Raw genomic sequence first — 14,229 nt, 5'->3', positions numbered from 1 at the left:
GATTTTCCTTGTAAAAACTAACCATGCTCCAGCCCACCGACTACGCCACCTGGCTGGCGGACCTGAAAACCCAGATCCGCACCGCCCGCCTGCAGGCCAGCCTGGCCGTCAACCAGGAGCTGGTGCTGCTGTACTGGCGGATGGGGCGGGAGATTCTGGAGCGCCAGGACACGCAAGGCTGGGGTGCCAAGGTCATCGAGCAACTGGCGAAAGACCTGCGGGCGGAGTTCCCCGACATGCGCGGGCTATCACGCACCAATCTGCTGTACATGCGGTCTTTTGCTGCGGCATGGCCCGATGAGGCATTTGTCCACCAGCTTGGTGGACGAATACCCTGGAGGCACAACTGCACCCTCCTCGACAAACTCAAAGACCGCGCCACCCGCGAGTGGTACATCCGCAAAACCATCGAAAACGGCTGGAGCCGGTCGGTGCTGGAGCTGCAAATCGAAACCGCCGTGCACCACCGCCTGGGTGCTGCGCAAAACAACTTTGCCCGCACCCTGCCTGCGCCACAGTCCGACCTGGCCCGCGACCTGCTGAAAGACCCGTACGCCTTCGACTTTTTGGGCATCGCCGACGCGTCCAGCGAGCGCACAATCGAGAAAGCCCTGACCACCCACCTGCGCGACTTTTTGCTGGAGCTGGGAGTGGGTTTTGCCTTTGTCGGCAGCCAGTACAAGCTCGACATCGAGGGCGACGAGTTCTTTATCGACCTGCTTTTTTACCATACGCGCCTGCACTGCTACGTGGTGATCGAGCTGAAAAACACCGAGTTCCGCTTCGAATACACCGGCCAGCTCAACGGCTACCTGGCCGCGGTGGACGACCTGGTGCGCGATCCGGCCCATGACGCGCCCACCATCGGCATGGTGCTGTGCAAAAGCAAAAAGAAGACGATGGTGGAATACGCCCTGCGCGGCGTGCAGACCCCCATGGGCGTGTCCACCTACCGCACCACACCCGAGCTACCGCAGGAAATCTCTGCGCTGCTGCCCAGCATGGAAGCCCTGGTGGCACAGCTGGATGCCGGGGACCGCACCCCGGACCCAGCCCATCCGCTGACATAAACCGACACAAACCGATACCCCCTTGAGAAGACGCGCCTTGCCGACCCTGGCACGATGACCCGTTCTCTTCGCCACGGCATCCCCACCATGGGGGACAAAGCGCAGGTCTGTCATGCGCAGGCCAGGGTTCGCCCGATACGATAGCCCCCGCCCTTACCTCTGGAGCCCCCTGCATGCCTCTGCCCCGCTGGCCACTTCTGTGCCTCCTGCCCCTGTGGCTGGCCGCCTGCGCCACCACACCGCCACCGGCCACCGTGCCTGCCCAGGCCGCCGCGCAATGGACGGCACCGCTGCCGCACCAGGGGAACATGGGGGATTTATCGGACTGGTGGCAGCGGCTGGACGATCCGCTGCTGGTGGCGCTGATTGCGGCGGCGCAGGATGCAAGCCCCACGGTGGCCTCGGCGGCTACGCGCATTGCCCAGGCACGGGCCACGGCGGTGGGCGCGGGGGCGGCGCTGGGGCCCACACTGGACGCATCGGCCAGCGCCAGCCGGGGCCGGTCGCAGCCCAACGTGCCCGTAACCACCACCGCGCAGGGCGGGCTGCAGGCAGCGTGGGAAATCGACCTGTTTGGCGCGAACCGGGCTGCCGCCAATGCCGCCCAGGCGCGCCAGCAAGGGGCCCAGGCCCAGTGGCACGACGCGCGGGTGGCGGTGGCCGCAGAGGTGGCCAGCCAGTACGTCACCGTGCGGGCCTGCGCCCTGCTGCGCGGGCTGGCGGGGGAAGACGCCAAGTCGCGCCAGGAAACGGCCCGCCTGTCAGGCCTGAGCACCCGCGCAGGCTTTACCGCCCCGGCGGTGGACGCGCTGGCCCGCGCCAGTGCCGCGGAGGCCAACAACCGGGTGGTGCAGCAACTGGCCCAGTGCGACGTGTACCTCAAGGCCATCGTCGCCCTGACCGGTGTGGCCGAGGCAGATTTGGCACAAAAACTGGCCTCTGCGCCCATTCCATCGGCACAACAAGCTCTTTTTTCCATAGCATCCATTCCCGCGCAGGCCCTGGCCCAGCGGCCCGACATCTTCAGCGCCGAGCGCGACGTGACCGCCGCCAGCTATGACGTGGGCAACGCCCAGGGCCAGCGCTACCCCCGGCTGACGTTGAACGGCGCGATTGGTAGCCTGCGCAGCGGTGGGCAGACCCTGGGCACCTGGTCCATCGGCCCACTCGCCGTATCGGTGCCCCTGTTTGACGGCGGGCGGCGCAGTGCGGACGTGGATGCCGCCCAGGCCCGCTACACCGAGGCGGTGGCCGTGTACCGCGCCAAGGTGCGCCAGGCCGTGCGCGAGGTGGAAGAAGCCCTGGTCAACCTGCGCAGCGCCGATGACCGCAACGCCGACACCCAGGTGGCCGCCCAGGGCTACCAGGCCGCATTTGCCGCCACCCAGGCCCGCTACACCGCCGGCCTGGCCAGCCTGCCCGAACTGGAGGACTCGCGCCGCACCGCGCTGGCCGCCGACACCAACGCCATTGCCCTGCAGCGCGAACGCCTGCTGGCCTGGATCAGCCTGTACCGCGCCGTAGGCGGCGGCTGGACCGGCCCCCAGTAAACCTTGACGGACTCCTCTTCATGCAAAAAAATGCTATTTATTCCGTAGCTGCTCTCGCCCTGTCCATCAGCGCTATCGGCCTTTTTTCCTTAAATTCCCAGGCGGCGGACGAAACCAAGGCCGCCGCGCCCAAGCCCGCCCTCACCGTCACCACCGTGCAGCCGCAGCGCAGCCCCTGGGCGGTGCAGCTCAGCGCCAACGGCAATGTGGCCGCCTGGCAAGAGGCCAGCATCGGCAGCGAAGCCAGCGGCCTGCGCCTGCTGGAGGTGCGCGCCAACGTGGGCGATGTGGTGCGCGCTGGCCAGGTGCTGGCCACGTTTGCGGCAGAGAGCGTGCAGGCCGACGTGGCCCAGGCGAAGGCGAATGTGCTGGAGGCGGAAGCCAATGCCCAGGATGCCAGTGGCAACGCCGCCCGCGCCCGCACGCTGCAGGCCACCGGGGCCCTGAGCGAGCAGCAAATCACCCAGTACCAAACCACAGAGCAGGTCGCCAAGGCCCGCGTAGCCGCCGCCAAGGCCACGCTGGTGGTGCAGCAGCAGCGCCTGCGCCACACCCAGGTGCTGGCGCCCGACAGCGGAGTCATCAGCGCCCGCAGCGCCACCGTGGGCGCGGTGCTGGGCAGCGGCACCGAACTGTTCCGCATGGTGCGCCAGGGGCGGCTGGAGTGGCGCGCCGAGGTCACCGCCGCCGAGCTGGAGCGCATCAAGGTCGGCACCATCGCCCAGGTGCGCACGGCGCAGGGCACGCCGGTGCAGGGCAAAGTGCGCATGGTGGCCCCCACGGTAGACCCGCAAACCCGCATGGGGCTGGTGTATGTGGATTTGCCAGCGTCCAGCCTCAAGCCGGGGATGTTTGCCAGCGGTGCGTTCGCACTGGGCCAGACCACCGCGCTGACCGTGCCGCAAACCGCCGTGGTGGTGCGCGATGCCTTCAGCTTTGTCTACCGCGTGGGCAAAGACCAGCGCGTGGCCCAGATCAAGGTGCAAACCGGGCGGCAGCTGGGCGACCGGCTGGAGATCACCAGCGCGCTGGAGCCGGATGCCGTGTTGGTCGCCAGCGGGGCGGGCTTTTTGAACGACGGCGATCTGGTGCGGGTGGTGCAGGATTCCAAGCCCAATGTGCCTCCAGCGCAAGTAACACCGGCACAAGCAGCTAGCAAATAGGTAGCAGGCCATGAACGTTTCCTCCTGGTCCATCAAGAACCCGATTCCGGCGGTGATGCTGTTTGTGCTGCTGACCTTTGCCGGGCTGCTGTCCTTCAACGCCATGAAGGTGCAGAACTTCCCCGACATCGACCTGCCCACGGTCACCGTATCCGCCAGCCTGCCCGGCGCGGCCCCGGCCCAGCTGGAAACCGAGGTCGCCCGCAAGCTGGAAAACTCCATCGCCACCGTGCAGGGCCTCAAGCACATCTACACCTCGGTGCAGGACGGCAGCGTCACCGTCACCGCCGAGTTCCGGCTGGAGAAGCCGGTGCAAGAGGCGGTGGACGATGTGCGATCCGCCGTGGCCCGCGTGCGCAGCGACCTGCCGGGCGACGTGCGCGACCCCATCGTCAACAAGGTGGACATGGCGGCGCAGCCGGTGCTGGCCTTCACCATCCGCAGTGCCAAGCTGGACCCCGAAGCGCTGTCGTGGTTTGTGGACTTTGAGGTGACCCGCAAGCTGCTGGCGGTGCGCGGCGTGGGCGCGGTAAACCGCGTGGGCGGGGTGACCCGCGAGGTACAGGTGGCGCTGGACCCGCTGAAGCTGCAGGCCCTGGGTGCCACCGCTGCCGACATTTCGCGCCAGCTGCGGCTGGTGCAGCTCGACAGCGCCGGGGGCCGCGCCGACATCGGTGTGGGCGAGCAACCCGTGCGCACCCTGGCCACGGTGCAAACCGCCCAGGAGCTGGGGCAACTGCAACTGGCGCTGAGCGATGGCCGCCGCATCCGGCTGGACCAAGTGGCCACCGTGACCGATACGGTGGCCGAGCAACGCTCTGCGGCCCTGCTCAACGGCCAGCCGGTGGTGGGCTTTGAGGTGGCGCGCAGCCGCGGCGAGAGCGAGGTGGCGGTGGGTGCCGCAGTGCAACAGGCGCTGGCCGAGCTCAAGCTGCAGCAACCCGACATGGAGCTCACCGAGTCCTTCAACTTTGTGGCCCCGGTGGAAGAGGAATACACCGGCTCCATGCACCTGCTGTACGAGGGCGCGATCCTGGCGGTGGCCGTGGTGTGGCTGTTTTTGCGCGACTGGCGGGCCACTTTTGTGTCGGCGGTGGCGCTGCCGCTGTCGGTGATTCCGGCCTTCATCGGCATGTATTTGCTGGGCTTTTCGGTCAACGTGATCACGCTGCTGGCGCTGTCGCTGGTGGTGGGCATTTTGGTGGACGACGCGATTGTGGAGGTGGAAAACATCGTGCGGCATCTGCGCATGGGCAAGAGCCCGTACCAGGCGGCCATGGAGGCGGCGGATGAGATCGGCCTGGCGGTGGTGGCCACCACCTTCACCCTGGTGTCGGTGTTTTTGCCCACCGCCTTCATGAGCGGCATTCCGGGCAAGTTCTTCAAACAGTTTGGCTGGACCGCCTCGCTGGCGGTGGTGGCATCGCTGGTCGTGGCGCGGGTGCTCACGCCCATGATGGCGGCCTACATCTTGAAGCCCATTGTCGGGGCCGAAAAAGACGCGGGCTGGATGCGCGTGTACATGCGCTGGGCCACCTGGTGCCTGAAGCACCGGGTGCTGACCATGGTGGGGGCCACGGTGTTTTTCTTTGGCTCCATCGCGCTGATTCCGCTGCTGCCCACAGGCTTCATCCCGCCCGACGACAACTCGCAAACCCAGGTGTACATCGAGCTGCCGCCCGGCTCCACCCTGGCGCAAACCAAAGTGTCTGCCGAGCAGGCGCGCACGCTGATTGCCCAGGTAGCGCACGTCAAAAGCATTTACACCACCATTGGCGGCGGTAGCGCAGGCGGCGACCCGTTTGCCCCCGCCGGAGCCGCCGAGGCACGCAAGGCCACGCTGACCATTCTGCTCAGCGACCGGGGCGATCGCCCCCGCAAGCAGGGCATTGAAAACAATATCCGCACCGCGCTGGAGCCGCTGCCCGGCGTGCGCAGCAAGGTGGGCCTGGGCGGCTCGGGCGAAAAGTACGTGCTGGTGCTGTCTGGCGAAGACCCGGTCGCCCTGCAGGCCGCCGCGCAAGCGGTGGAGAAAGACCTGCGCACCATCCCCGGCCTGGGGCAGGTGGCATCCACCGCCAGCCTGATCCGGCCCGAGATCGCGGTGCGGCCCGACTTTGCCCGCGCCGCCGACCTGGGCGTGACCAGCAGCGCCATCGGCGAAACGCTGCGCATCGCCACCGTGGGCGACTACGACATTTCGCTGCCCAAGCTCAACCTGTCGCAGCGCCAGGTGCCCATCGTGGTCAAGCTCGACGACGCCGCCCGCAAAGACTTGAGCGTGCTGGAACGCTTGACGGTGCCGGGAAGCAAAGGCCCGGTGATGCTGGGCCAGGTGGCCACGCTGGAGACCAACGGAGGCCCCGCCGTCATCAGCCGCTACGACCGCACCCGCAACGTCAACTTCGAGATTGAGCTCTCAGGCATGCCGCTGGGCGATGTGAAAGCCGCGGTAGAAAAACTGCCTGCCATGGCCCAGCTGCCGCCCGGCGTGAAGGTGGTGGAAATTGGCGATGCCGAGGTGATGGGCGAGCTGTTTGCCAGCTTTGGCCTGGCCATGCTCACCGGCGTGCTGTGCATCTACATCGTGCTGGTGCTGCTGTTCAAAGACTTCCTGCACCCTGTCACCATTCTGTGCGCGCTGCCGCTGGCGCTGGGCGGGGCCTTCGTAGGCCTGCTGATCGCGCAAAAGAGCTTCTCCATGCCCTCGCTGATCGGCCTGATCATGCTCATGGGCATTGCCACCAAGAACTCGATTCTGCTGGTGGAGTACGCCATCGTGGCCCGACGCGACCACGGCATGACCCGGGTGGAAGCGCTGCTGGACGCCTGCCACAAACGCGCCCGCCCCATCATCATGACCACCCTGGCCATGGGCGCGGGCATGCTGCCGATTGCGCTGGGCTGGGGCGCAGCGGACAGCAGTTTCCGCAGCCCGATGTCGGTGGCGGTGATTGGCGGGCTGATCACGTCTACGGTGCTGAGTTTGCTGGTGGTGCCTGCGGTGTTTACCTACATCGACGACCTGGAGCACTGGTTTAAGCGGATGGGGGCGAAGCTGCGGGGGAAACCGGCCCCGGCACCGCAGGCCAAGACGCTATCGCAATAAGAGCTGCTCACGCTTATGGAATAAGCGCTGGCGGCCTTTTTGTCTAAGGCGATGCTGAACAAAGACTCGAACGCCCTTTGGGACAAGGGCCAGGTTGTGACGGTGGGCGCTCCGAATGCCTAGCGGATCCACGCATCGCGTATGGCGCGCAGGTGGCGCCAGTCGGTCCCGCAGCAGCCGCCCAGTACATTCAGCCGCGGCAAGGCGCCTTTGAGTCCACGGTACCGTTGGGCCAGGTCTTTAGGGTCGCCTATGTCCAGTTCGGTTGAGTCATCGAGCTCAGCGTGGCTCTTCGTCGAGGCGTTTGCACGGACACCTTGGATGCGCGCAATCCAGGGCTCGCCCACCGGCAAGGCATTTTCGAAGTGCCGCGGATGCGCGCAATTGATGGCAAAGTACGCTGGCGGCGCATACGCGTCTACTTTCCCTATCGCATCACCCAACGATTCGCCGCTTGGCAATCGGCCGTCTGTTTCTACAGTGAAAGAAATGGCCACGGGCAAACCCACCCGCTGTGCCGCGATGGAAATGCCCAGGGCCTCGGCGGCTGTGGTCATCGTGACACCGGCAAGCATGTCGACCCCGCCTGCGGCAAGCGCCTGCGCCTGCAGGAGGTGGTAATCGGCAGCTTCGTCCACACTGTTGGGGGCATCGGCAACGTAGCCGTCGCCCCGCGGGCCTATGACCCCGCTTACGACGATGGGCCCGCTGAGGCGTGGTGCCCAGCGTGAACGCATCGCGCACATCATCTGCGCCGCCTGGGTGTTCAATGCTTTCAGGCGGGTGGCATTGATGCCCATGAGAGCGGCCCAGTCGGAACTGGCGCGCCACGTGGGTGTTTCAAGTATGAAACCAGCGCCTGGCATCTCACCGCAGAGTTCAAGGTATGGAACGTAGTAACTTTTCAGTCGCTCTTGGCCAAGCTCATCTTCCAGCAGCGTAAAGGCCGCAAAGTGTGGCAATGCAATGTTGTCAAGGAAAACGAGCGAGGTCTCGAGGCCGCCATCGCTCAAGAAGATTCCCCCCGTGAGTTGGGGAAGTGCATGGGTCATGCTCCACCTCTTTCCATCGATTGGATCTAATGTTCGGGTGCAACGATACTCCGGCGCGCACGCTTGGGCAATCCTGCATATGCGCTATCGTAAAAGGAGCTTCTTGTGCTGATGGAATAAGCGCAAGCAGCCTTTTTCGATCTAATCTTTTGGAGCGGCTTGCCCCCGTGCCGCAGCCAGGCAGTCCTGTATCGCGGCAATGAGCCGCTCGGACACCAGCTTCACGATGGGGCCGGGCGGCTTGGTGGCATCCACGGCCACGCTGATCTCCTGGGGTTCAGCCCCCCGGTCGCGGATGGGGATGAAGACCAGCGTTCCGGTGGCCAGCTCCGCCGCCACGTCCAGCTCGGACGTGAACACCACATGGTTGCCGCCCAGCGCAAGCTGCTTGACCAGTTGTAGCGAGTTGCTCTCGGTGTAGCGGCGCGGTTCCTTGAACAGCCAGTGGTACTGCGCCTCCAGATAACGCCGGATCGTCAGCGCCTTGCTCTGCAGCGCCACCGGGTGGGCCATGGCCTCCTGGAAACTCACCGTCTCGCGCTGCGCCAGCGGGTGGCCCGGTGCCACCACGCAGCCCAGCGGCAGCGCGCTCTTCCACAGCACCAGCAGCTCCCGGCGCGGTTTCAGGTTGAAGATGGCGGCCAGGTCGGCCTGGCCGGTCAGCAGGGCGGCCTCGGCATCGTCGGGGGTGGCCAGCGCGATGGACAGGCTGACCAGCGGATGCTGCGCACCCACCTCCCGCACCAGGGCGGGCATGACGCTGGTGGCATGGCTGTCCATGGCCACCAGCGACACATGGCCCTGGTGCACGCCCTGCAGGCGCCGGATCTCGGCAACCACCCCGCGTTCGTCCTGCAGCCAGTGGCGCGCCAGCGTGATGAGTGCATCGCCCGAGGCCGTTAACAGCATGCCGCGCGGCAGCCGCTCGAACAAGGGCACGCCGAGTTCCTCCTCCAGGTGCAGGATCTGCCGGTTGATGGCCGAAGCCGCCACGTGCAGCTCGCGCGCGGCCTTCTGGATGGAGCCCGAGCGCGCAACCTGGTCGGCGTAGCGCAGTCCGGCGGGAACGAGCGAATGGCGCATGGCGGGAAAGGAAGGAAGTGTGGGCAGAGTGTACTGATTTTGCGTATGCAGCGTTGCAAAAACGGTGATGGACGGCAATGATTTGCATCCCTAACATCCGCTCCATGACAACACCATTCACCCTGCAACACCTCAATACCTGCGCACCCGAGGCCTTTTGCGCCGCCCTGGCCGACATCTGGGAGCACGCGCCCTGGGTGGCACGCGGCGTGGTGGGCCAGCGCCCTTTTGCGACGGTTGATGCCTTGCACACCGCGATGGTGGCGGTGGTGGCCGCGCTGGACGAGCCCGCACGCGTCGCCTTCTATGCCGGACACCCGGAGCTGGCCGGTGACGATGCCCGCCGGGGCACCATGACCGATGCGTCGATTGCCGAGCAGGGCACGCTTTCGCTGGCACGGCTGGATGCCGCCGAGGCAGAGCGCTGGAGCGACCTCAACCAGGCCTACCGGGCGCGCTTCGGTTTCCCGTTCATCCTGTGCATCCGCCGCCACACGCGGGAGTCGGCCTTGCAGGCTTTTGAGCAGCGCCTGAAGCAGGACCGCAGCACCGAGCTGGCCACCACGCTCGGCGAAATCGCCGCCATCACCCGCCTGCGACTGGAGCGACTGGTGCCTGATGTTGCGCATGCGGCCCGCCACGGCGAATCCATTCCTTCTTGACATCTTTCTTAATCTACCCACCGGAGTTATCCATGACCACTCGTCGCAACATTTCCCTCCTGGCGTGCGCGCTGGGCCTGCTGGCCGCCGCCCTGCCCGCCAGCGCCCAGGGCAGCTACCCCGACCACCCGGTGAAACTGCTGGTGGCACTGCCCGCGGGCGGCGGCGTGGACATCATCGCGCGCCTGATCGGCCAGAAGCTGGCCGCCGCCACCGGCCAGCCCTTCGTGGTGGACAACCGGGCCGGAGCCTCTGGCCGCATCGGCCTGCCGGTGGTAGCCAAGTCCGCGCCGGACGGCTACACCTTGATGGCCTCCCCCGCCTCGTTCCTGACCACCAACAAAAGCATCTTCAAAGAGCTGCCGTACGACCCGCAGGCAGACTTCGCTCCCATCACCAAGCTGGCCAACCAGTCCATGGTGCTGGTGGTCAAGGACAAGCAGAAGTTCGCCAGCGCCAGCGCGCTTCTGGCCGCCGCCAAAGCCAAGCCCGGTGGCCTGAACTACGCCAGCTCAGGCGACGGCAGCCCCCAACACCTGGCCGCCCTGATGTTCGAGACCCGGGCGCAAGTGCGCATGACCCATATCCCCTACAAGGGCGGCGCGCTGGCCATTACCGACCTGCTGGGCGGCAACGTAGATCTGCTGTTCGCGCCCCTGCCCGAGGCCCTGCCCTACCTCAAGACCGGCAAGCTGACCGCGCTGGCACTGATGAGCGACAAGCGCTCGGCACTGATCGCCGACGTGCCCACGATGCGCGAAGCAGGCATCCCGAACATGGTCATGCAGACCTGGATCGGCCTGCTGGCTCCCGCGGGCACGCCGCGCCCCCTGGTAGACCAACTGAACCGCCAGGTGCACGCCATCCTGCAGAGCGAGGACGTGAAGAAACAACTCTACGAAATCGGCATGGACCAGGCCCCCACCACCCCCGAGCAATTCCAGCAAACCATCGCACAAGAGATCGCGCTGCATGCTGAGCTGGTGAAGGCTTCGGGGCTGGTGCCGCAATAAAGAGCTTGCGCCGCCGTAATGCGGCGGCCAGCAACGGCCAGAGATCCATCGCCCAGCGACGGACCGCGGCGTGGCCGACACCGAGACTGCGTTCCTGCAACATGTCCGATGCCGGGAACCCATTGCAATTTCTAACTGCCCAAGTTCAATCTTGCTGAAGATCATTAGGCGGCAGGCTTGGACAGTCGAATGAAATGCTTCATGAACGATGACGTTAGCTCAAACACGAACTCGACCTCAGCGACGATCACGGCATCGTCGTGCTTTATGAAGGTGTTCTGGTACTTCGAGAAATACTCGACCAATTTCTGGAACATGTTCGCCAGCTCCTTCGATCCGCCGCGGTCGCTGACGAATGTGCCGACGGCTTGAATCTGGTTCTCCAGCGATCTGCCGTTACCGAAGATGCCGTGCAGAAGCTTTTCCAGCGCGAGCCGCAGATCGTCAAGCGTATTGCGCCGAAAGATACCGTTATCGTGCTTTAGCAGAGCCTCGACAAACAGCTTCTGCGATTCCGGGTAGTCGGAAAGCCAGTGCCGCGTCTCGACCAAGAGGGTACGGTGCATGTCCGTCAACTGGTCTTGGTCGGCGCACTCGGCGAACTCGACGAAAAGCTTCGTTTTCAGCTTTACGATGTCTGGCCGCTCTCCCAGCGGGTCTACGCGGTCGCAGAGTTCACGGACGATCTGGTATTGCTGCTTTGGCTCAAACCGGGCAAGGTTGTCCAACAGCATGGTACGTTTGTTCGGTGCGTCGTTAGGGTAGCGCGCGTACGGCACATTCACGCCAAAGTCGTACGCATACGCGACCGTTAGCTCAACAGCTTGGCCACCCGAGAGACCGCCGCCGCCTTCGTCTGCGTTCGTGGTCAGCAGCTTCGCAGCTTGCAGGAGGAAGGCCATGGTGATTGTGTGCGTCATAAATACAATCGTACTGTGCAGTTCTGAAGCGACTGCGCAGGCAAGCAAAGCTCGCTAAACCTCGTTCGTGTTCGCTCTCGGCTTTCCTTCGAACGTTGGCCGGGGTGCCGCCGATCTCCGCTCTCGCGGCGAAGCTTACGTTCACTTAGGCATCCAGAAAAATCTAATGCGGGGCCGACATTCAGCTCTACCTGCCTAAGCGTAGTCGTACACCGCAACTAGGCGCAGGGAGTCATGTTGCACTGTGAAGCACAAAACACAAGCTCTAGCAAGCGACGCGTAAGGCCAACTCCCATCAAAGCGGGCGCAACCAGTTGCTATATTTAAAGTAGCTTGTCACGCCGATGGAATAAGCAATGGAGGCTAATTTCTTATCCAAGCCCAGGATTCGACTCCTCTCATGCCCCAAGGCCTCTTCGTCTGCTGCCCCCATCTCCTTTTCCCCATCAAAAACCCCAAGTAAGTAGAAATAAATTAACTATTTGCTTCAATGGATCATAATTTCAGAATATTTTTACTCCCACCTGGATAAACACAATGCTAGTCGAGTTCCGCACCAAGAACTTCCGCAGCCTGCGCGACGAGCAGGTGCTTAGTCTGGTGGCGTCCACGGACAAGACCTTGCTGGACACCCATGCCTTGGCTACCGGGCTGAAGGCGGCGCCGCATGTACTCAAGAGCGCGGTGGTGTACGGTGCCAACGCCAGTGGCAAGTCCAACCTCGTCAAGGCGCTGCAATTCATGCGTGGTGTGGTGCTGCAGTCGGCGGCGCTGCAGCCGGGGCAGGCTTTTGACCGGCTCCAGCCCTTCAAGCTGGATGCCACATCGGGCAGCCAGCCCACCGCGTTCGAAGTCACCTTTGTCCTGGGCAGTGTGCGCTACCAGTACGGGTTTGCCATGGATACGCAACGCATCGTGAGTGAGCAACTTTTGGTCTACAAGGCGTTCAAGCCGCAACGCTGGTTTGAGCGCCACTTCGATGCCGAGAGCGGCAAGGATGTGTACGAGTTTGGCTCGGGCCTGAAGGGCGCCAAGAACCTGTGGGAGGGTGCAACCCGGCCGAATGCCTTGTTCCTGTCGGTGGCCGTGCAGCTCAACAGCGAGGCGATGCGCCCGGTGTTTGACTGGTTCGCCAACCGGCTTGTGATCTTCAACGAGCAAACGCCTTTGTCGCCGCAGTTTTCAGTGCAAATGCTCAAGCACGAGGCACAGCGCAAAGCGATTTGCGCGTTTCTGCAGGCGGCGGACACCAGCATTGCCGACATTGAAGTGGCCACCCAGCAGGCCATGGTGCACACCATCAATTTCGATCTGGCTACCGGCAAACGCGAGGAGACAGCCGGTGAGCAGGCGGTGGAGGAAGTGAAGTTTCACCACGCCACCGAGCAGGGCAAGGCGGTCTTTGACCTGGCAGACGAATCCAGTGGCACCCGCAACCTGTTGTTCCTCACCGGGCCGATCCTGGACATCCTGAACAAGGGGCTGACGCTGGCGGTGGACGAGCTCGACACCAGCCTGCACACGCTGCTGGTGCAGGCTTTGGTGCGCTTGTTTCACCGGCCTGAAGCCAATACCGGCGGCGCACAGCTCGTCTTTACTACGCACGACACCTCGCTGCTCGATGCCTACGGCCTGTTCCGGCGCGACCAGGTCTGGTTTGTGGAAAAGCGCCCGGACCAAAGCTCGTCGCTGTACCCGCTGCTGGACTTCAGCCCGCGCAAGAATGAAGCGCTGGAGCGCGGCTATCTGCAAGGGCGCTACGGCGCGCTGCCGCTCCTGCGCAACCAGGCTTTGGGGGTGACGCTCTGATGGGGCGCGCCAACCAGGCCAAAGACCGGCAGTTGCGTCGCAAGACGGGCAAGGAGGCGCAACGTGCCAGTTACGCCCGCATCCTGGTCGTGACCGAGGGCAGCAAAACCGAGCCGCTGTATCTGGAAGAGATCCGCGCTGCGCACCATCTGCATTCCGCCAATGTGGAAGTACAGCCGGGTCAACTGGGCACCGCGCCCATCCAGGTGGTGCGCTACGCCCAGCAACTGTTTGAAGAAGGTGATCTACGCAAAGGCATTCGCGCCAAGAGCTTCGACCAGGTCTATGCCGTGTTTGACCGCGACGACCACGATAGCTATTTCAACGCCCTGGATGTGGCCAAGTCGCTGGATGGCAAGCTGCGCAATGACGAGAGGCAGCCCGTTGGCTTCAAAGCCATCGCCTCGATTCCCTGTTTCGAGCTGTGGCTGTTGTTGCACTACGAGGATATTCAAGCGCCGATGCACCGCCATGCGGTAATGGACCGATTGAAGCAGCACATCCCCGGCTACGACAAAGGTACAGGCGGTGCGTTTGCTACCACCCGCAACCGGCTGGATATGGCGACGCAGCGGGCGCAGGCACTGGCAGCGAAGTTCAGCCCTTACACCGATCCCGAACCCTTCACCGCCCTGCACGAACTCGTCACGCTGCTGACCACGCTACGCGCCTGAACGGTAGGTGGCAGCAGACACAGAATTGCTATATTTACAGTAGCTTTCCACGCTTATGCAATAAGCGCCAGAGGCCGATTTGACTTGTAATTTAGGCCATGGCACTGGTGTTTTCCCTGTGCCG

General features: G+C 64.2%; 11 protein-coding genes. 8 read left to right on the top strand and 3 right to left on the bottom strand.

What is annotated here, in order from left to right:
* The first annotated feature begins 23 nt into the window (after positions 1–23).
* The 4 genes from AC097O_RS15495 to AC097O_RS15480 all read left to right on the top strand — a co-directional run bounded on the left by AC097O_RS15495 (position 24) and on the right by AC097O_RS15480 (position 6,892).
* Entirely contained in the window at positions 24–1,070 is a 1,047-nt protein-coding gene (locus tag AC097O_RS15495; RefSeq protein WP_479593766.1) for a PDDEXK nuclease domain-containing protein, read from the top strand.
* A gap of 173 nt (positions 1,071–1,243) precedes the next feature.
* The gene (locus tag AC097O_RS15490) at positions 1,244–2,620 is read left to right on the top strand and encodes an efflux transporter outer membrane subunit (protein WP_479593764.1); all 1,377 of its coding nucleotides are present in this window, start codon (positions 1,244–1,246) and stop codon (positions 2,618–2,620) included.
* Positions 2,621–2,640: 20 nt separating this feature from the next.
* Positions 2,641–3,783, top strand: a complete 1,143-nt coding sequence (locus AC097O_RS15485) for an efflux RND transporter periplasmic adaptor subunit (protein WP_479593761.1) — start codon at positions 2,641–2,643, stop codon at positions 3,781–3,783.
* 10 nt (positions 3,784–3,793) lie between these two features.
* Positions 3,794–6,892, top strand: coding sequence for an efflux RND transporter permease subunit (locus tag AC097O_RS15480; RefSeq protein ID WP_479593757.1), 3,099 nt, complete (start codon positions 3,794–3,796; stop codon positions 6,890–6,892).
* Between the two features lie 119 nt (positions 6,893–7,011).
* Here AC097O_RS15480 and AC097O_RS15475 read toward each other — a convergent pair whose 3' ends face one another.
* Both AC097O_RS15475 and AC097O_RS15470 read right to left on the bottom strand, forming a co-directional pair.
* Complete coding sequence (locus tag AC097O_RS15475; RefSeq protein ID WP_479593755.1) at positions 7,012–7,944, bottom strand: homocysteine S-methyltransferase family protein; 933 nt, start codon at positions 7,942–7,944, stop codon at positions 7,012–7,014.
* 141 nt (positions 7,945–8,085) lie between these two features.
* The gene (locus tag AC097O_RS15470; RefSeq protein ID WP_479593753.1) at positions 8,086–9,027 is read right to left on the bottom strand and encodes a LysR family transcriptional regulator; all 942 of its coding nucleotides are present in this window, start codon (positions 9,025–9,027) and stop codon (positions 8,086–8,088) included.
* A 104-nt stretch (positions 9,028–9,131) separates the two neighbouring features.
* Between AC097O_RS15470 and uraD the strand changes: the two genes are divergently transcribed.
* Both uraD and AC097O_RS15460 read left to right on the top strand, forming a co-directional pair.
* Entirely contained in the window at positions 9,132–9,689 is a 558-nt protein-coding gene (gene uraD, locus AC097O_RS15465) for a 2-oxo-4-hydroxy-4-carboxy-5-ureidoimidazoline decarboxylase (protein ID WP_479593750.1), read from the top strand.
* Positions 9,690–9,721: 32 nt separating this feature from the next.
* Complete coding sequence (locus AC097O_RS15460; protein ID WP_479593748.1) at positions 9,722–10,702, top strand: Bug family tripartite tricarboxylate transporter substrate binding protein; 981 nt, start codon at positions 9,722–9,724, stop codon at positions 10,700–10,702.
* A gap of 164 nt (positions 10,703–10,866) precedes the next feature.
* On the opposite strand, the gene AC097O_RS15455 is transcribed toward AC097O_RS15460, so the two are convergent.
* Positions 10,867–11,604, bottom strand: coding sequence for a hypothetical protein (locus AC097O_RS15455; RefSeq protein WP_479593746.1), 738 nt, complete (start codon positions 11,602–11,604; stop codon positions 10,867–10,869).
* A 555-nt stretch (positions 11,605–12,159) separates the two neighbouring features.
* Between AC097O_RS15455 and AC097O_RS15450 the strand changes: the two genes are divergently transcribed.
* Both AC097O_RS15450 and AC097O_RS15445 read left to right on the top strand, forming a co-directional pair.
* The gene (locus tag AC097O_RS15450) at positions 12,160–13,431 is read left to right on the top strand and encodes an AAA family ATPase (RefSeq protein WP_479589113.1); all 1,272 of its coding nucleotides are present in this window, start codon (positions 12,160–12,162) and stop codon (positions 13,429–13,431) included.
* Entirely contained in the window at positions 13,431–14,105 is a 675-nt protein-coding gene (locus AC097O_RS15445; RefSeq protein ID WP_479593744.1) for an RloB family protein, read from the top strand. The genes AC097O_RS15450 and AC097O_RS15445 overlap by 1 nt, the downstream gene beginning before the upstream one ends.
* The last annotated feature ends 124 nt before the right edge of the window (positions 14,106–14,229 follow it).

This window comes from Rhodoferax sp. LS1P39, from assembly GCF_056521425.1.
This window is presented reverse-complemented; position numbering and strand designations above follow the sequence as displayed.

What these genes read in the sequence shown, in the direction of transcription:
- AC097O_RS15480 (WP_479593757.1), top strand. Translation starts at nt 3,794, where the DNA reads ATGAACGTTTCCTCCTGGTCCATCAAGAACCCGATTCCGGCGGTGATG.
- AC097O_RS15470 (WP_479593753.1), bottom strand. Translation starts at nt 9,027, where the DNA reads ATGCGCCATTCGCTCGTTCCCGCCGGACTGCGCTACGCCGACCAGGTT.
- AC097O_RS15450 (WP_479589113.1), top strand. Translation starts at nt 12,160, where the DNA reads ATGCTAGTCGAGTTCCGCACCAAGAACTTCCGCAGCCTGCGCGACGAG.
- AC097O_RS15495 (WP_479593766.1), top strand. Translation starts at nt 24, where the DNA reads ATGCTCCAGCCCACCGACTACGCCACCTGGCTGGCGGACCTGAAAACC.
- AC097O_RS15445 (WP_479593744.1), top strand. Translation starts at nt 13,431, where the DNA reads ATGGGGCGCGCCAACCAGGCCAAAGACCGGCAGTTGCGTCGCAAGACG.
- AC097O_RS15485 (WP_479593761.1), top strand. Translation starts at nt 2,641, where the DNA reads ATGCAAAAAAATGCTATTTATTCCGTAGCTGCTCTCGCCCTGTCCATC.
- AC097O_RS15475 (WP_479593755.1), bottom strand. Translation starts at nt 7,944, where the DNA reads ATGACCCATGCACTTCCCCAACTCACGGGGGGAATCTTCTTGAGCGAT.
- AC097O_RS15490 (WP_479593764.1), top strand. Translation starts at nt 1,244, where the DNA reads ATGCCTCTGCCCCGCTGGCCACTTCTGTGCCTCCTGCCCCTGTGGCTG.
- uraD (WP_479593750.1), top strand. Translation starts at nt 9,132, where the DNA reads ATGACAACACCATTCACCCTGCAACACCTCAATACCTGCGCACCCGAG.
- AC097O_RS15460 (WP_479593748.1), top strand. Translation starts at nt 9,722, where the DNA reads ATGACCACTCGTCGCAACATTTCCCTCCTGGCGTGCGCGCTGGGCCTG.
- AC097O_RS15455 (WP_479593746.1), bottom strand. Translation starts at nt 11,604, where the DNA reads ATGGCCTTCCTCCTGCAAGCTGCGAAGCTGCTGACCACGAACGCAGAC.